This window comes from Mycolicibacterium alvei (assembly GCF_010727325.1).
GTDB classification, from domain to species: domain Bacteria; phylum Actinomycetota; class Actinomycetes; order Mycobacteriales; family Mycobacteriaceae; genus Mycobacterium; species Mycobacterium alvei.
This window is the reverse complement of sequence record NZ_AP022565.1, coordinates 3924333-3940084: the sequence shown is the minus strand read 5'-3', so window position 1 is coordinate 3940084 and position 15752 is coordinate 3924333. Positions and strand designations below refer to the sequence as shown.

Here is a 15752-nt window from a genome sequence, read left to right as displayed (position 1 = left end):
GATGGAGATCGCCATGAGTACGCCGACCATGTCACATCGATTGGCAGCCGAGTTCATCGGGACGTTCTGGCTGGTCCTGGGCGGTTGCGGTAGCGCGGTATTCGCCGCGAAGTTTCTCTCCGACGGCTTCTCCGTGGGGATCGGTTTCCTCGGTGTGGCCCTCGCGTTCGGCCTGACGGTTCTGACCGGCGTGTACGCCTTCGGCACGATTTCCGGCGGGCACTTCAACCCGGCCGTCACGCTGGGCGCCGCACTGGCCCGCCGCGTCGAGTGGGCAGCCGTTGTGCCGTACTGGATTTCACAGGTTGTCGGCGGTCTGCTCGCCGGCCTGGTGATCTACGTGATCGCCAGCGGCAAGGACGGTTGGTCGGCCGCCGGGAACATGGCCGCCAATGGCTACGGCGAGCACTCCCCCGGCGGGTATTCACTGATGGCGGTGCTTCTCGCCGAGGTGATCCTCACCGCGGTCTTCCTCCTGGTCATCCTGGGTTCCACCGATGACCGCGCACCGAAGGGCTTCGCCGGGCTGTCGATCGGTCTCACCCTGACGCTGATCCACCTGATCTCGATCCCGATCTCGAACACCTCGGTCAACCCGGCCCGTTCTACCGCGGTCGCGTTCTTCAACGGAAACGGTGCGCCGGCGCAGCTGTGGGCGTTCTGGCTGGCCCCGCTGGTCGGTGCGGCGATCGCCGGGGTGGCCTACCCGTTGCTGTTCGGCGCGCCCGAGAGACTGGCCGAGCGTCCGGTCCGCGAAGATGCACTCGACCGGCAGCGCGGCCGCTAGATCAGGTCAGATGATCGAATTCTCCACTGACCCAACGGATATGGGTCTCAGCTGATCTGCGCACCACACCCTTGGCGGCGCTGTCGATCTCGTCGCCGCCAAGGGTGTAGAGCCTGTCGTAGTCGTATCGATCGAGCCGATCCACGATCCTTCGCACCACCGCGGCCGACAGCGGGACGTGCTTGGGGAAGTTCCGCTGGAACGACACCCAGTTCCTGGCCAGGCCACCGGAGATGGTGTCCCCCACCAGCAGCGTGCCGTCAGCCGTCAGCGCCACCGAACTCCCCCGCATATGACCGCCCACGTGGATCAGCCGCACTCCGGCCAACGGTTCCAGCTCGCCACTCCAGAGCTGGATCAGTGGATCGGGACCCGGAAGCCATTCCTCATCAAGGGCATTCACGTACACCGGTACTCCGCCGAATGCCCGGCTCCAACTGAGTTGCGCACCGAACATGTGGGGATGGCTGGCAGCGACGGCATCGACGCCACCGAGGCCATGAACGAGGTCGGTGATCTCGTCGTCCAGGTAGCCCGGCGCGTCCCACAGCAGGTTTCCCTGCGCGGTCCGCGCCAGAAACGACCGGTGTCCGATGGCGAACCTGGGCGCCCGCCGCAGACTGTGCACTCCGCGACCGTGGTCGACGTGTTCGGTGTGATGAGGTTGCGCCGCCAGCGCCTCAAGCGTGGTCCAGGTCCCGTGCGGCGGTAGGTCCCCGCGTTCCTCGATCGACACGATCTCGGAGGTCAACACACAGCTGTCAGCGGGCTCGGTGGCGGAATCCGGGTGCTCCACACCGCATCCCGTGCAAATCCAGGTAGGCATACCGCCGAGCTTGGCACCTCAACAATGATTCAGGTCAAGCGCTCTTGCGTCGCGCCTTCCCGGCCGCACCGCGCTCGGTGGGTGCGCCCTCATGGGCCAGCGTGCCTCCGGCACTCTCCAGATGGGCCCGGACGAACCATTGGAACTTCTCGAGTTCGGCGGCGTGATCAATGAGGATGTCCTGGGAGACCAGGTCGAGTTTCTCCATCCGGGCGATCGCCTTGCGGATGTCCTCGATCACCCCGTTGTAGACGAGGTCGAGCGCCGCGAGGTGGGCTTGCACCTTGTCACGCCCGACGGAGTAGTCGTCCCAGGTGCGGTCAGCGACGATGGCGCCCGGGGTGCCCTTGGGCGATTTGCCCAGTGCGGCAATCCGTTCAGCGACCTCGTCGGCGTAGGCTCGCACCAGCTCCACCTGCGGGTCGATCATCTCGTGCACTCCGATGAAGTTCGGACCGACGACGTTCCAGTGGACGTGCTTGAGCGTGAGATGTAGGTCGTTGTATGTGCTGAGCTGCTTCTGCAACAGCTCGGCCACGTCGCTCCCTTGCTTGTCGGTCAGTCCGGGAATGGTGAACGAGGTCATTGCGGCTCCTTTCGATTCACGATGGGTTCCGTCCCCGGGTACCCGACAATCGCGGCGCGCAATCAGCCGGCCTACAGGGCCCGCAGGTTCGGAATGGCCTGACGCGCTCCGAATCGCGGATTACGGGCCAGCCCGCTGGCTTCCAGCAGGCGGACGGCCCGCTGCCGATGCGGGCGCAGCGGTTCGAGCAGTTCCACCATGGCCGCATCATCGATCGGCCGGCCGAGCAGGGTGCGTCCCACCATCGTCGCCAGGTGATAGTCGCCCACCGACAGCGCGTCCGCGTCGCCGAAGGCACGTTGCACGGTCTCTGCCGCCGTCCACTCACCGACACCGGGCAGCGAGCGCAGCGCCGTCATGGCCCGCTCGGCGGTGAGTCTCTCGAGGGTATCGGCGCGCTGCGCGCAGCCGACGATGGTGCGCGCCCGGCCCGGGTCCACGTTGGCCCGGTGGAATTCCCAGGAGGGGATGCGTCGCCACGCCTCGGCGGTGGGCGGTACCCGCATCCCGGCGGGCGCCGGGCCAGGGGCCGGGGCTCCGTACTTCGTCACCAACCGCCGCCACGCCCGCCAGGCATCCATGCCCGAGACCCGCTGCTCGATGATCGCGGGCACCAGTGCCTCCAACACCAGGCTGCTGCGCCCGAGACGCAGATGCGGCACGCGCCGGTGCGCCTCGGCGACGGTCGGCTCGCCGGGGTCGAAGCCGCCGGCGTCGTCGTCGGCTCCCACCAGCGCCGCAAATCCGTCCAGGAACTCCGTGCTACCGGGGCCCCACGCCTCGCAGTCCACGGTTTCGGGCGCCGATTTGGTGATTCGCGCGGTGACCGCACCGCTGGACATCGCCGATACCCGCCAGATCGCGCCGTCGGCACTCACCCGGTTGCAGGGGTCACCGCCGCCGCGCCGCCACGGAGCCAGCGTCAGGCCCGGGCTGGCCGGGCCCTCGAATACGACGCTCGTTGAGGGCACTGCACCAGGTTAAGCCAGGACGATCTGGGCCTTCTCCGGGTAGAACGCCAGGTGGCCGGCGATTTCGGCGACGGCCGGATACGGGTCCTCATAGGTCCAGGTCACGTCGGCGACCCCGCCGACGTCGTAGTAGTTGGCCTCGCCCTTAAACGGACAGTAGGTGGTGGTGGCGCTCCGGGTCAGCGTCTCCCACACGACATCGGCGCGCGGAATATATTGCACGGCCGGATAAGTCGACTCCTGCAGAGTCAGGGCATCATCGGTCTGCGCGATGATCGCTCCACCGACGGTGACGGTAACCCGCTGTCCGGTCGGGGCGACGGTGATGGGGTGGGCTGCGCTCGGCTGCAGCACCTGGCGCTCGGTCATATGCGGCACAACGTCACGGCGCGGCCGCCGATTCCCGGGCAGACTGGGCGATCGGAACTTTGCAGACTGCACGGTTGGGTGGCCTCGAAGTAGCTCGGATCGGTCTGGGCATCGTCGCCGCCGATGCGGTGACACTCAGTCCCGACCAGCTGTCCAGGCTCGACATTCTCGCCGAGCCCGCCGGCGACCATCACACCGCGGCCCAGACGTGGATGATCGACCGGTAGCCCGGGTCTACGATCGGCCCATGACCACACCTGTGAACGCGACTGTGACGATCGCCGCCGACCCCGCAGCCGTGTACGCACTCATCACCGACCTGCCCACCTTGGCCTCGCTCGCCGAGGAGGCGCATGCGATGGAGTGGCAGAAGGGCAACTCGGCCACTCCCGGATCGGTCTTCAAGGGGCAGAACCGCAACGGCTCGAAGGCCTGGAGCACCACCTGCACCGTCACCGACGCCGAGCCGGGCAAGACGTTCGCCTTCGACGTGAAGTCTCTGGTGTTCCCGGTCGCGCACTGGCGCTACGACATCACTGCCTCGGACGGCGGATGCACGGTGACGGAGTCCACCTGGGACCGTCGCGCGGGGTGGTTCAAGAAGGTCGCAGGGCTGGCCACCGGGGTGGCCGACCGCGATGGCGCCAACGCCGAGCACATCGAGCTCACCTTGCAACGGCTGAAGGAACGCGCCGAAGGTTGATCGGCCACCCCGCCCAGGGCTAATGCGGCTTTCGGGTGATGACGTCGGCGACGCCGGCAATCGGCGAGGTTCGAGCCCGCCCTCCGGCCTCGTGCTTGTCGGCCAGCTTGTAGGCGGCATAGAGGCCGCGCACCCCGAGCCAGCGCAGCGGCTCGGGCTCCCAGTTACGTGATCGGTGCCCGACCCACGGCAGCTCGGTAAGGGGAGTATCGCGACGCAGTACCAGGTCGGCCAGGGTGCGCCCGGCGAGGTTGGTCGCGGTGACCCCGTGCCCGACATAGCCGCCGGCCCAGCCCAATCCGCTGGCGTGGTCCAAGACGACACCCGCCTGCCAGTCGCGCGGGACGCCCAGCACCCCGCACCAACCATGGGCGATCGGTATGTCGCGCACCTGCGGCAGGATCGAGTGGAGCACGTCGGTGAGCAGCGCAACGGTGCGGGCAGGCACCTGCCCGTCGACATCGGTTCGCGACGCGAACCGGTAAGGGACGCTGCGTCCGCCGATGGCGATGCGATCGTCGACCGTGCGCTGCGCGTAGAAGAAGCCATGGGCACTGTCCCCCACGGTTTCCCTTCCTTGCCAACCGATTTCGTCCCACAATGCGTCCGGGATCGGGTCGGTGGCGATCATCGAGCTGTTCATCGGAAGCCACGTGCGACGCAGGCCCGGCAGCGCCGAGGTGAAGCCTTCGGTGGCACGCAGGATGATCGGCGCCCGCACCGTGCCGCGGGCTGTGACGGCGCGGCCCGACGCGATCTCGGTGACCGGGGTGTCTTCGTAGATCGTCACACCATGGCGTTCCGCCGCCTCGGCCACCCCTCGAACCAGTCGGGCCGGCTGGATCCGGGCGCAATGCGGAGTGTGGTAGGCGGAAACCACGCCTTTGAATCGAATGCGCTCGGCCGCTTCGTCTTTCGTCAGCTCCGCCACGTCGATACCCCACGACCGCTCCTCGGCGATCGCTGCCGCCAACCGGACGGCCTGGGCAGGGTTGCGGGCGATCTCCAGGGTGCCGCCCTTCACCGCCCCGGCGTCGATCCCCTCGCGGTCCGCCACCGCGATGACCTCATCGACAGCCTCATTGAGGGCTTGCTGCCACGCCAGCACGCGGTCGCGGCCGTGCGCTTCGGCCATCCGGTGCCGGTCACCGGGCACCAGGCCCGACAGCCAGCCACCATTGCGGCCCGAAGCTCCGAAACCCGCGAACCGGGCCTCCAGCACGGTGATCCGCAGCGACGGGTCGGCCTTGGCGAGGTAGTAGGCGGTCCACAGTCCGGTGTATCCCGCACCGACGATGCACACGTCGGCGTCGCGGTCGCCGGGTAGTACGGGCCGGGAAGCCGGCAACTCGTCGAACCAGTGGGAGACCTGACCGTTGACCGTGGTGGGCACGGCAGGATTGTGCCTGAACATACTTCTTTCTGCCATGAGTCGATCAATTTCTGCCACCGGAAATTACCACCCTGAGCTTGCGGTTTAGACAGTCATAACCGCATGAGACAGGAAGAAGCAGGAAATGAAGAAGTTCGGATTCGCCGTCATCGCCGCCAGCGGACTGGGTGCAGCCGTCCTGGGTCTGGCCGCACCGGCCTTGGCTACTGAGCCCGCTCACGTCGCCGCCCCCAGCAGCGTCACCATCTCCGCGGGTGTCGACCACCTCGACTGGCTGAACCAGATCCACCCCAAGGCCACCGCACCCAAGGTGGACACCACTGTTCGCCACAGCGGTCGCTGAGATCTCGACAGCAAAAGAGGGGCAGCCCGGAAGGGCCGCCCCTCTTCGCTTTTCGAACGGGAACCCGTCGACGAGTGACTACTCGCTGTCGTTCGACTTGGAGGCGTTGGCGGCGCTACCCGGCTTCTTGCTCGGCGCATCCGACGCCGAAGATCCGGTACGGTCACCGAACTTGGCCTTGACCTTGTCCGTCACCTGGGACTTCAACTTGGCCGCCAACTTACCGGCCGGTGTCGCACTCACATGCGGCTTGGATGCCGACCCAGCCTTGTCGGCTGCCGGCGAATCAACCTTAAGCACAGGCGATTTGACGGCCGGGTCTGCCGCGACCTTGGTGGCAGCGCGCGGTGCGTCATCGGTGGCGGTATCGGCCTTGACGTCGAGCGTCACCGCGTTGGTCGCAGATGCGGTCAGTGCGGGCACCGATGCCGGATCCGATGGAGCATTGACGGCTGGAGCCTTGGCGGTGATGGCCTTGGGAGCCGACTCGGTGTTCAGCGCGGCGGTTGCGCCGGTCGGAAGATTCAATCCCGCACCGATCGCGGCGACGAGTTTGTCGACGCTTGCGGACAGGGCAGCCAACCCGGCCTCCAGGGTTCCATCCTTGAAGATGTTCTGCGCTCCGGGCGCAACGACGCCTGCCGCGATCAGCTGGGGGATGCGCGTGGTCATCTGGCCGAGGAATCCGGTCGGGCTCAGGAGGCCCCCGGTCGGGTTGTTGAGTACATCTTCGACCAACAAGCCAGGAATGTTTGCCGCATTGCTCAGCGCACCCAACGCGTCACCCTCCTTGGCGGAGTCGACCACACCCTGCAGTCCTTCGGCGAAGGCCGCGCCGGTACCGAGGAGGGCGGAGAGTCCTCCCGTGCCGACAGCGCTCAAACCGCTACCGGCCAATACCTTTATCGCCGCGGCCATGTTCGTCAGCATGTACGCCGGAATGTTGGCAATATTGGTCAGCGGTCCGACCAACAGGAATCCGGCGCTGACCAGCTTGCTGTGAATAGACCTCCAGGCCGTCTCGATGTTGCCCTCTTGGATGTTGCTGACGAGTGCATCAACGAATGCGGGGTCGGTCAATTGACCCGCGATCCGGTCGATGGTGGAGATCTCGGAGGTCATCGACGTGGTGACGATGGTGGCGTACCTGATCCAGTTGGCCGCGACCTGCTGTGCGAGCGGGGCCGGCCGGGCCTGCCAGTTGTTGGCGACCGTCTGCAGGTTGGCAGCGGTCACCTGCAGCGCATCCATCAGGGTTTCGAACGGATTCACCTGCGCCACGAGTTGTGTGGCCGCACTGCTCACCTTGACGGGATCGGGGAGCTGAGTCGCATGCGGCAACAACCCGATGGATGCTGCGGCGATAGCAGTTGCGCCGACCAGCGCGATGCCCTTGGACTTGCGTTGATCTGAACTGTTGGGTTGTACAGCTACGTACATTGAGCGGCTCCTTGCCGACCGAGACGGGACGTGACCGGGACAACATACTCCCTAGTTACCGGTTAGTAGCACTCGAGTCCAACGAAGCGATCTGCGCCACCCGCTATATTCGCAGGTCAGAGCATTGAAAATTTGAGCGAAAATCGACGGCGGCCGGAGCCGCCGATTCAGCGGGTGTGCGACTCAACTCTTCGCGCGGGTCAAATGATCGTGGTCTCGTTCACCATCGAGCGTCCAGCAAACTCGATGACCGCCATGCCGTCATTTCAGCGCGGCTTGTTGTTGGCGCCATGCACGCGGAGCAACGCCGAAACGCTGCCGAAACCAGCGCGTGAAGTTCCCCGGTGTCGAGAACATCAGCATCACCGAGATGTCGGTGAGTGAGTTGCTTGGATTGGTGAGCAGGTGTCTGACGAGCTCGACCCGGGTGGTATCGAGCTGTTCGGTGAATGTCGTTCCGGCGCTGTGAAGTTGCCGGTGAAGCGTTCGCCTGTTGGTACCGAGGCTTCGTGCGACGTGGTCGACGGTGCATCGTCCGGCAGGCAACAGCAGCTCGATGACCTCACGGGTGCGATTGACGATGGCCGCATCCGACGAGTCAGTCGCAGGCTTGAGAAGTTGTTGCGAATACGACAGGAAAGACGGGTTGGCCAGCGCATTGCTGATGTCGAGATCGGCCGAGCGCATCACGATGCCGTTGAAATCACGGTCGAAGCACAGATTGTCGCCGAGTATTCGTCGATGCCGGTCGATGTCGAGGGGTCGAGAATGGCTGAAATAGGTGGCGAGTGGGTACCAGCTCTCGCCGACGAGATCGTTCAGTATCGCGACCAACGTTGCGACCGCCAGCTCGATGGATTGCCTTGGCGGCCTTGATCCTCCGACATTCAAGTCCAAACGGATCGTCGTGATCTCGTCGGCTTCGACAACTCGAATTCGCAGTCCTTCGTTGAGCATGTGGCTGTAGCGGATCAGGGTCTGCACCGCGTCGCGAAGCCGTGGTTCGTCCCGGATCACCAGACCCATCGGTCCGAGATTGGTCAGGTGCCGGTTCTCGGCCAGACGCAAGCCCACGTCGTCGATCCCGGAACACGCCGCAGCGTCCTCGAGCAGGCCGGCGACAGCCTCTGCCGACTCCCACCGGTCCGGTTGCGTGAGTCCGACCAGGTCCAACCCGGACCGGGCGAACAACTCTCCGGCATCCACCCCGATGTCGCCGGCGACCTGCAAGAACCCGGTGAGCGCGGCGTACCGAGTCTGCACCTCGCGATTCCCCATGTCGGTGGCTCCAAATGATCAGAAAGATGTCTCCTGAGGATAAGCATTGCCCCCACCGTCGGTCTATGGTCAAGGCTGCAGCAAGGATGCGGTGGTAGAGGGGTCGCGGAGACAGGGGGCGCAGAGGTACCGCACCGGGGAAATAAGGCTCTCGGCGGCCGACGTTGAACCCACGCAACAATACGTCACGTGACGGTTTATTCGACCGCGCTCTCAGAATGCGTATCGGTGATACTGCGCCATGTATCGGAGCACCGGCACAGGTTTCATGACGGCCAGCATCATCCGGTAGTACCAGGGCAGCGTGTTGAACACCGAATCGTCGAAGGGCGAGGTCCGGGCCAGCAGCCTGGTGCCCGGCACCGCACCCAGGATGTCCTCGGCTTCGTTGATCGCCCAATGCAGTTTGGCGCCGGAGCGACGGACAACCGTGTTGCTCCACTGCGATTTGATACCGAGCGTGTTGAACGCATCGAATTGCAGTTCCCCGGAAGGGAATCCGTCGACGATGCGGCGCAGCAGTGCCACCCCGTCGTGCTCGGTGAGGTACATCGTGATTCCCTCGGCGATCATCAGGGTCGGCCGGTCCGCGGGAATGTCACGCAACCATGCCGGGTCGGTCACCGTGGCGGCGACGACGTGATAGTGCTCGGCCGGCGGGTAGAGCTGTTCACGCAGGTGCGCGACGTCGGGGTAGTCGACGTCGTACCACTCGACTCCGGGACCCGGCTGCAGCCGGAAGAAGCGGCCGTCCAGGCCGCACCCGAGATGCAACACCACGGCTTCGGGGTGCACCGCCAGGAACTGGCGGGTCCACCGGTCGAAGTGCGCGCTGCGGGTGGTCACCGACGGTGACGTCGCCTCGGTGATCGAGGTACGGCTCCAGTCGTAGTCGATGCGGTCGGCGATCTCCTTGGCCAGCTGGTCGCCCAGGATCGGATTGGGCATCCCGGCGTCGAGCGCCTTGGCGTAGAACGTCGCCAACATGGTCTGCGGCGCCCCGGTGAGGTCGACTTTCAGCTTGTCGGTCATATCGCCAGGTTAGGCCGCAATACGCTTGCCGCCCAGTGGCTTAACACCTCACGGCGCGGTGTTCAGCTGCTTTTGCGCGCACGCTTGGCGGCGCGCAGGCCGACCCAGAACTTCGCCGCCTCGGCGATCGATTCCTCGACCGGCCTTGGCTGCCAACCGAGTTCACGCACGGCCTTGGAGTGGTCGAGCTCGGCTTCGGCCCGCATGAGTCGCAGGGATTCCAGCGACAACTGTTCGTCGGTACCGCGCAGTCTGCCCTTGAGGGTGCCCGCGGCGGCCATCGCATAGGACAGCGCCAGCGGAATCGACCGCTGCGGCGGTGCCACACCGGCGGCTTCGGCAGCCAGTCGGGCCACCTCGGCGTTGCTGATCATCTTCTCCGAGATCAGGTAGCGCTCACCGGGAGTGCCTCGGTCGGCGGCGAGCAGCAGGGCCTCGGCGGCGTCGTCGATGCCAACGGACTCCGCGTCGATCCCGCTCATCACGAACGGCAGTTTGCCGAACGCGGCTCCGGCGATGATCGCACCGTGCGGGGTGCGGCCCCAGTCGCCGCTGCCGTACGTGGTGGACACGCACATCGCGACGGCGGGCAACCCGCGGTCGCGCGCGTACTGCAGCACCAGATCTTCGGCCTGTACCCGCGAGCGCACGTACGGCGTCACCTTGGACACATCTACGATGTCGTCCTCGGTGGACCGCTGTCCCCGCTTGCGTTCGACGGTGACGTAACTGCTGGTGTAGACGAACTTTCGGAGCTCGGGGAATTCCGCCGCCACGTCCAGCACGTTGCGGGTGCCCTCGACGTTGGTGCGGAACAGCGGCGCCGGGTCGCGCAACCAACCGCGGGCATCGACGACACAGTGGTAGACGACGTCGCAGCCGCTCATCGCCTCGCGCAGGGCCTCGGTGTCGAAGACATCGCCGATCACCCGCTTCACCGGCAGGTCATCGATCCCGATGGTGTTGGCGTTCGGCCGCACCATGGCCCGGACCTCGGACCCGTCATCGGCGGCGACCAATTGCCGCAATACATGGGATCCCAGGAAGCCGTTGGCCCCGATGACCAGTTTGGCGCTCACTTACCGCCCCCGAACTGCTTCATCCACGCCTCGGCCTCCTCGGTGATCGTGCCGAGTTCGGCGGCCTTGCGGCACCACTTGCGGGCCGCGGAGGCGAAGCGCAACGGGTTGTAGACGTCTTCCTGGCGCGACCACAGGCCGTCGCCGGCGTAGGTCAGGATCGAGATGTTGGTGGCGCTGATGATGGTGCCGTCACCCGGATCCCGCATGGGGTTGTCCAGCTCGCAGATAATGCGCCCGGTCGGCTCGTCGATCACCGACCACAGCGACGGGAAGGCCGTCATGTAGCTGCCGGGGAAGGTGGTCATGGTCTTCCAGATCCACGGCCGTACCTGCTCACGGCCTCTCATTGTGCCCACGGCATGCTCGATGTAGTCGACGTCGACGGTGTAGTGGTCGGCCCACACATCCCAGTTCTTGGTCTGCGCGGCCCGGTCGACGGTCTGCTCGAACGTTTCGAAGGCAGCGGCGAGTTCTTCGCGGCTGAACGGGCTGCTCGTCACCCCAAGACTAGAACACGTTCTACTGCCTTTGTCGAGGCACAATGGAGCACATGGGTAACTATTCGACAGCGATCCTGGCGGGCGGCTGCTTCTGGGGCATGCAGGACCTCATCCGCAAGCAGCCCGGCGTGGTCTCCACCCGAGTGGGCTACACCGGCGGCCGCAACGACCACCCGACCTACCGCAATCATCCCGGCCACGCGGAGGCCGTCGAGATCGTCTACGACCCAGCGCTGACCGATTACCGCGCGTTGCTGGAGTTCTTCTTCCAGATCCACGATCCGTCCACCAGGGACCGGCAGGGCAACGACGTCGGCACCAGCTACCGGTCAGCGATCTTCTACCTCGACGACGAACAGAAGCGCGTTGCGCTGGACACCATCGCCGATGTGGACGCGTCGGGGCTGTGGCCGGGCAAGGTTGTCACCGAGGTGACTGCGGCGAGCGATTTCTGGGAAGCCGAGTCCGAGCACCAGGACTACCTGGTGCATTACCCGAATGGCTACACCTGTCACTTCCCGCGCGCGGGCTGGAAGCTGCCCCGGCGCCAGACCGCCGGATAAGCGGTCAGCCTCCCAGCGGCGTGGCCCGGCGATGCACGACGATACGCCCGCCTGCCGCCGGGGTGTAAGCCACGCCGCGGGAGTGAACCTTCTCGCCCCGTGCGGTGGTGGTCTCGATGACGAAGTGCCGCAGGATGGTTCGCAGCACCACATCCATCTCGACATTGGCGAACACTGCTCCGACGCAGCGGCGGGTACCGCCGCCGTACGGTAGCCACCCCAGGCCGGGCCGACTTCCGACGAATCGCTGCGGATCGAACCGGTCCGGATCCGGGAACTCCTTCTCCGACTCCTGGATCTGCGAGAGCGCCACGATGATCGAGTGTCCGCGTGGAATCTCCCACTCCCCCAGCCGGATTGACGGTGCGTAGACGTGGCGGCCGGAGAAGTCGATGACGGTGCGATTGCGCTGCACCTCCAGGATGGTGGCCTGACGGTATTCGTTGCCGTCCGTGGCCGCCTCGGCCACCAGTTCGGCCAGCACCTCGGGATGGCGGCTGATCCGCTCGAAAGCCCAGCCGAGGGTCGACGCCGTGGTTTCGTGCCCGGCGGCCAGCAAAGTCAGCAGCTCATCGCCTATGTCCTTGCGGGACATCGCCGATCCGTCTTCATACGTGCTACGCAGCAGCAACGCCAGGATGTCGTCACGCTGGTCGAAGTCCGGGTCGGCTTGGACCTTCTCGATCAGCCGATCGATGACGGCGTCATACTTCTGGCGGTACCTGGACAGCCGGCCCCACGGACTGAACCGACCGTAGTTGCGGGACGGGGTGGGCAACACGACCAGGCGCGAGCCCAGGGTGACCCAGGGCGGGATGATGCGGCGCAACTCGTCGAGTTGTTCGCCGTCGGCACCGAACACCGCGCGCAGGATCGCGTTGAGGGTGATCCGCATCATCGGTTCGAGAGTCTCGAACTGCTGACCCTGCGGCCAGTTCGCCGATTCCCGCAGCGCCTCTTCCTCGAAGATCGCCTCGTAGTTCTTGATGCTCTTGCCATGGAAGGGCGGGGTGAGCAGCTTGCGGCGGCGACGGTGATCGGTGCCGTCGAGGGCAAACACCGATCCGGATCCCAGGATTCGGCTCAGGTTGGGCTGAATGTTGCCGACGTCGTCGGGGTTGGTCGCAAAGAGCTGTTTGGCCAGTTGGGCGTCGGCGACCAACACCGTGGGTCCGAAGATCGGGAGTTTCAGGCGGAAGACATCGCCTTGACGACGGGCGATCTGTTTGATGATCCTGCGCCTGGCCAGGGCAAAGCCGATGGCCTGCAACGGCTTCGGTAACCGCGCCGGCGGCGGTATCCGGCCCGGTGCACTGCTCGCGGTGGACTTCTCGGTGGTGGTCTCAGCTGCTGCCAGCTCGGTCATACCATCTCCAGCCAGTTCTGGTACCGATCGGTACCACGGGGTTATGGGGTACGGTACCCCCAGGTACCAGGCAAATCAAGGGGGTCAGCCACGATGACCTACCGGCTGCGGTTGCTCGACGGACTCACGGCGGCGATCAACGACAAGGGCTATCGCGAGACCACGGTGGCCGACATCGTCCGCCATGCCCGCACATCCAAGCGCACGTTCTACGACGAGTTCGGCACCAAAGAGGACGGCTTCCTCGAGCTGCTTCGCGCCAACAACGCCACCCTCGTCGAGCGCATTCAGGCCGCCGTCGACCCCGAGGCGGCCTGGCCCGACCAGATCGGGCAGGCCGTGGGCGCCTATGTCGACCACATCGCGTCCGCCCCGGCCATCACGCTGAGCTGGATCCGCGAACTGCCCGCACTGGGCAGCAGGGCCCGGCCGCTGCAGCGGGCCGCGTTGCGGGAACTGACCGATCTACTGATCGAACTCAGCGGCAGCGCGGGCTTCCGGCGCGCGGGTCTGCCGCGGCTCACCGAGCCGATGGCCATCATCCTGCTGGGCGGACTGCGCGAACTGACCGCGCTGATCGTCGAGGACGGCGGCGACATTCAGGCGATCTACGGACCCGCAGTCGCCGCATCGACAGCGATCATGACGGCGAATTCAGCCCAGCACCAACCGCGCTGACTTCTCCAATCGGCGCGAGATCGCGGCGTAGGACTCGTATCCCATCCCCGCCCACACCAGCGTGCCGGTGTAGAGCAACTCGAGCGCTTCGATCACGTCGAGGTCCACGTCGGGCCCGAGAGCGGCGACCAGCCGGCCCCGCACGTCGGCGCCGATGCGCTGCCGCAGCGCATCCACGTCGGGGTCCTTGCCGAGCAGAGCGTTGGTAACCGCCCCGGCGAACTCTGGCTCGTCGGCCACCAGCGACGCGATGTCCTGCAACACATCGACCACCCGCGTGGCCAGGTCGGCCGACTCGTGCGCGACCGGCGGCGCGGCGGACAGCCTGCGCCAGAACACCTCGGCCACGAGGTGTTCCTTGGAGGAGAAGTAGGTGTAGGCCGTCGCCGCCCCGACTCCGGCCTCGGCGGCCACCTTGCGCACGGTCAGTCCGGCGAATCCGTCCCGGATGATCAGCTGTAACGCGGCCTTACCCAGACGTTCGACGGTATCTGCCTGCCGCGCACTCAGACGGCGGCGCGTCGACTCCAGGGCCGTCTCGGACACGTGTCCGGACGCTACTACAACCGCCGGTGGCCAGCAACGGTAGGTTGGGCATCCATGAGCACCGCTGACACCGCCCCGCCGCCCGGCGCGCAAGCCCCATTGCCGCCCCGCGCCGGGCGCCTGTTCACCCTCGCCGAGCAGGTCACCGGCTTCATGCCCGCCGACGAGGGCCGCGCCCTCTACGACGCCGGGGTGCGCTACCTGGGCGGCGGGGTCGGTGTCGAGATCGGCACCTACTGCGGTAAGTCGACGGTAATGCTGGGCGCGGCCGCACAGGAGACGGACTCAGTGCTGTACACCGTGGACCATCACCACGGCTCCGAAGAGCATCAGGTCGGCTGGGAGTACCACGACACCACGATGGTCGATCCGGTCACCGGACTGTTCGACACGCTGCCCACGATGCGCCACACCCTAGATGCGGCCGGCCTGGACGAGCATGTGGTCGCCGTGGTCGGCCGCTCACCCGTGGTGGCCCGGGGATGGCGAACTCCGTTGCGGCTGTTGTTCATCGACGGTGGTCACACCGAAGAGGCAGCACAGCGCGACTTCGACGGTTGGGCCCGCTGGGTCGAGGTGGGCGGCTCGCTGATCATCCACGACGTATTTCCCGATCCCGACGACGGCGGCCAGGCGCCGTTCCACATCTACCAGCGCGCCCTGGCGACCGGCGCGTTCGACGAGGTCGTGACGATGGGGTCGATGCGGGTGCTCGAGCGGACCTCCGGCGCGCCGGGAGAACTGGACTAATCGCCGCGGAGCGGCTTCAAGGTTGTCCGGTGTGGTTTTAGGGGGTATTTCGAGGTAGAATTCGGGGGTGAAGTAGCGGGGCCGACCGGATGGAGATGCACAATGACCGTTCTGACTGCCTCCGCCGCCGAACGACTTGATTTCGAGGCGACGTCACTATCGGTCGGCGAAATTGCGGAGTACCTACAAGACACGCTGGGTCAGCGGATCAGCGCTGCGATCGCCGGTCTAGCGGACGCAAAGCAAATCGGCCGCTACGCCCGTTCCGATTCCCGCCCGCACGCCACCACTGAGCGGCGACTGCGGGAGGGCTACAAAGTCGTCAGGATGCTCGTCGACGCCTACGACGCGACCACCGCCAAGGCGTGGCTGTTTGGCACGAACAGCCGTCTGGATGACCAGGCCCCGATCGAGGTATTGGGCGACGCGACTGAGACCGCAGATTTCACGACGGTCGTGCAGGCCGCTCGGCAGGTAGCTAGCTTTCAAGGGTGAATGAAACCACCGAGGCCGGCCCGTTGTGGCGGGTCGGGTATCAC

General features: G+C 65.9%; 20 protein-coding genes. 8 read left to right on the top strand and 12 right to left on the bottom strand.

Features of this window, described 5'->3' with window-relative positions; genetic code table 11:
* Positions 1-13 precede the first annotated feature (13 nt).
* Positions 14-787 (top strand): aquaporin Z, encoded by a 774-nt coding sequence (aqpZ, locus tag G6N44_RS18775; protein WP_163666472.1) that lies wholly within the window; start codon positions 14-16, stop codon positions 785-787.
* Between the two features lies 1 nt (position 788).
* Here the strand turns inward: aqpZ and G6N44_RS18770 are convergent, their stop codons facing one another.
* The 4 genes from G6N44_RS18770 to G6N44_RS18755 all read right to left on the bottom strand — a co-directional run bounded on the left by G6N44_RS18770 (position 789) and on the right by G6N44_RS18755 (position 3539).
* Complete coding sequence (locus tag G6N44_RS18770) at positions 789-1613, bottom strand: MBL fold metallo-hydrolase (RefSeq protein ID WP_179964407.1); 825 nt, start codon at positions 1611-1613, stop codon at positions 789-791.
* Between the two features lie 34 nt (positions 1614-1647).
* Entirely contained in the window at positions 1648-2199 is a 552-nt protein-coding gene (locus G6N44_RS18765) for a Dps family protein (protein WP_163666470.1), read from the bottom strand.
* 71 nt (positions 2200-2270) lie between these two features.
* A complete protein-coding gene (locus tag G6N44_RS18760) occupies positions 2271-3170 on the bottom strand; it encodes a DNA-3-methyladenine glycosylase family protein (protein ID WP_163666468.1) in 900 nt (299 codons plus the stop codon).
* A 9-nt stretch (positions 3171-3179) separates the two neighbouring features.
* Positions 3180-3539 carry a DUF427 domain-containing protein gene (locus G6N44_RS18755; RefSeq protein WP_163666466.1) on the bottom strand — a complete coding sequence of 120 codons (360 nt, stop codon included), beginning with the start codon at positions 3537-3539 and terminating at the stop codon, positions 3180-3182.
* 74 nt (positions 3540-3613) lie between these two features.
* Here G6N44_RS18755 and G6N44_RS18750 point away from each other — a divergent pair, with 74 nt between their 5' ends.
* The gene (locus G6N44_RS18750; RefSeq protein WP_163666464.1) at positions 3614-3766 is read left to right on the top strand and encodes a hypothetical protein; all 153 of its coding nucleotides are present in this window, start codon (positions 3614-3616) and stop codon (positions 3764-3766) included.
* Between the two features lie 20 nt (positions 3767-3786).
* On the top strand, positions 3787-4242 hold the full coding sequence (locus tag G6N44_RS18745; RefSeq protein WP_163666462.1) for an SRPBCC family protein: 456 nt from the start codon (positions 3787-3789) through the stop codon (positions 4240-4242).
* A gap of 19 nt (positions 4243-4261) precedes the next feature.
* Here G6N44_RS18745 and G6N44_RS18740 read toward each other — a convergent pair whose 3' ends face one another.
* The gene (locus tag G6N44_RS18740; RefSeq protein WP_163670139.1) at positions 4262-5656 is read right to left on the bottom strand and encodes an NAD(P)/FAD-dependent oxidoreductase; all 1395 of its coding nucleotides are present in this window, start codon (positions 5654-5656) and stop codon (positions 4262-4264) included.
* A 103-nt stretch (positions 5657-5759) separates the two neighbouring features.
* Between G6N44_RS18740 and G6N44_RS18735 the strand changes: the two genes are divergently transcribed.
* Positions 5760-5978 (top strand): hypothetical protein, encoded by a 219-nt coding sequence (locus G6N44_RS18735; protein ID WP_163666460.1) that lies wholly within the window; start codon positions 5760-5762, stop codon positions 5976-5978.
* A gap of 78 nt (positions 5979-6056) precedes the next feature.
* Here the strand turns inward: G6N44_RS18735 and G6N44_RS18730 are convergent, their stop codons facing one another.
* The 5 genes from G6N44_RS18730 to G6N44_RS18710 all read right to left on the bottom strand — a co-directional run bounded on the left by G6N44_RS18730 (position 6057) and on the right by G6N44_RS18710 (position 11310).
* Positions 6057-7418, bottom strand: a complete 1362-nt coding sequence (locus tag G6N44_RS18730; protein WP_163666458.1) for a hypothetical protein — start codon at positions 7416-7418, stop codon at positions 6057-6059.
* Positions 7419-7679: 261 nt separating this feature from the next.
* Complete coding sequence (locus tag G6N44_RS18725; RefSeq protein ID WP_163666456.1) at positions 7680-8696, bottom strand: AraC family transcriptional regulator; 1017 nt, start codon at positions 8694-8696, stop codon at positions 7680-7682.
* Positions 8697-8909: 213 nt separating this feature from the next.
* Entirely contained in the window at positions 8910-9728 is an 819-nt protein-coding gene (locus G6N44_RS18720) for a class I SAM-dependent methyltransferase (protein WP_163666454.1), read from the bottom strand.
* Between the two features lie 62 nt (positions 9729-9790).
* Positions 9791-10807: an NAD-dependent epimerase/dehydratase family protein gene (locus tag G6N44_RS18715; RefSeq protein WP_163666452.1), complete on the bottom strand. Its 1017-nt coding sequence runs from the start codon at positions 10805-10807 to the stop codon at positions 9791-9793.
* Positions 10804-11310, bottom strand: a complete 507-nt coding sequence (locus G6N44_RS18710; RefSeq protein ID WP_163666450.1) for a nuclear transport factor 2-like protein — start codon at positions 11308-11310, stop codon at positions 10804-10806. Before G6N44_RS18710 ends, G6N44_RS18715 begins: the two co-directional genes overlap by 4 nt.
* Before the next feature lie 50 nt (positions 11311-11360).
* On the opposite strand from G6N44_RS18710, the gene msrA reads away from it, so the two are divergent.
* Complete coding sequence (msrA, locus tag G6N44_RS18705) at positions 11361-11873, top strand: peptide-methionine (S)-S-oxide reductase MsrA (protein WP_163666448.1); 513 nt, start codon at positions 11361-11363, stop codon at positions 11871-11873.
* A gap of 4 nt (positions 11874-11877) precedes the next feature.
* Here the strand turns inward: msrA and G6N44_RS18700 are convergent, their stop codons facing one another.
* The gene (locus G6N44_RS18700) at positions 11878-13239 is read right to left on the bottom strand and encodes a cytochrome P450 (protein WP_163666446.1); all 1362 of its coding nucleotides are present in this window, start codon (positions 13237-13239) and stop codon (positions 11878-11880) included.
* A 93-nt stretch (positions 13240-13332) separates the two neighbouring features.
* On the opposite strand from G6N44_RS18700, the gene G6N44_RS18695 reads away from it, so the two are divergent.
* Positions 13333-13917 carry a TetR/AcrR family transcriptional regulator gene (locus G6N44_RS18695; protein WP_163666444.1) on the top strand — a complete coding sequence of 195 codons (585 nt, stop codon included), beginning with the start codon at positions 13333-13335 and terminating at the stop codon, positions 13915-13917.
* On the opposite strand, the gene G6N44_RS18690 is transcribed toward G6N44_RS18695, so the two are convergent.
* Complete coding sequence (locus G6N44_RS18690; protein WP_163666442.1) at positions 13894-14463, bottom strand: TetR/AcrR family transcriptional regulator; 570 nt, start codon at positions 14461-14463, stop codon at positions 13894-13896. The genes G6N44_RS18695 and G6N44_RS18690 overlap by 24 nt on opposite strands.
* Before the next feature lie 54 nt (positions 14464-14517).
* Between G6N44_RS18690 and G6N44_RS18685 the strand changes: the two genes are divergently transcribed.
* Both G6N44_RS18685 and G6N44_RS18680 read left to right on the top strand, forming a co-directional pair.
* A complete protein-coding gene (locus G6N44_RS18685) occupies positions 14518-15213 on the top strand; it encodes a class I SAM-dependent methyltransferase (protein WP_163666440.1) in 696 nt (231 codons plus the stop codon).
* A gap of 102 nt (positions 15214-15315) precedes the next feature.
* A complete protein-coding gene (locus tag G6N44_RS18680) occupies positions 15316-15708 on the top strand; it encodes an XRE family transcriptional regulator (protein ID WP_163666438.1) in 393 nt (130 codons plus the stop codon).
* Positions 15709-15752 lie beyond the last annotated feature (44 nt).

Bases quoted from the DNA above. Each gene is read 5' to 3' on its own strand.
- G6N44_RS18745 (WP_163666462.1), top strand. From the start codon at position 3,787: ATGACCACACCTGTGAACGCGACTGTGACGATCGCCGCCGACCCCGCA.
- G6N44_RS18685 (WP_163666440.1), top strand. From the start codon at position 14,518: ATGAGCACCGCTGACACCGCCCCGCCGCCCGGCGCGCAAGCCCCATTG.
- msrA (WP_163666448.1), top strand. From the start codon at position 11,361: ATGGGTAACTATTCGACAGCGATCCTGGCGGGCGGCTGCTTCTGGGGC.
- G6N44_RS18770 (WP_179964407.1), bottom strand. From the start codon at position 1,613: ATGCCTACCTGGATTTGCACGGGATGCGGTGTGGAGCACCCGGATTCC.
- G6N44_RS18720 (WP_163666454.1), bottom strand. From the start codon at position 9,728: ATGACCGACAAGCTGAAAGTCGACCTCACCGGGGCGCCGCAGACCATG.
- G6N44_RS18725 (WP_163666456.1), bottom strand. From the start codon at position 8,696: ATGGGGAATCGCGAGGTGCAGACTCGGTACGCCGCGCTCACCGGGTTC.
- aqpZ (WP_163666472.1), top strand. From the start codon at position 14: ATGAGTACGCCGACCATGTCACATCGATTGGCAGCCGAGTTCATCGGG.
- G6N44_RS18735 (WP_163666460.1), top strand. From the start codon at position 5,760: ATGAAGAAGTTCGGATTCGCCGTCATCGCCGCCAGCGGACTGGGTGCA.
- G6N44_RS18680 (WP_163666438.1), top strand. From the start codon at position 15,316: ATGACCGTTCTGACTGCCTCCGCCGCCGAACGACTTGATTTCGAGGCG.
- G6N44_RS18765 (WP_163666470.1), bottom strand. From the start codon at position 2,199: ATGACCTCGTTCACCATTCCCGGACTGACCGACAAGCAAGGGAGCGAC.
- G6N44_RS18755 (WP_163666466.1), bottom strand. From the start codon at position 3,539: ATGACCGAGCGCCAGGTGCTGCAGCCGAGCGCAGCCCACCCCATCACC.
- G6N44_RS18695 (WP_163666444.1), top strand. From the start codon at position 13,333: ATGACCTACCGGCTGCGGTTGCTCGACGGACTCACGGCGGCGATCAAC.
- G6N44_RS18730 (WP_163666458.1), bottom strand. From the start codon at position 7,418: ATGTACGTAGCTGTACAACCCAACAGTTCAGATCAACGCAAGTCCAAG.
- G6N44_RS18740 (WP_163670139.1), bottom strand. From the start codon at position 5,656: ATGTTCAGGCACAATCCTGCCGTGCCCACCACGGTCAACGGTCAGGTC.
- G6N44_RS18700 (WP_163666446.1), bottom strand. From the start codon at position 13,239: ATGACCGAGCTGGCAGCAGCTGAGACCACCACCGAGAAGTCCACCGCG.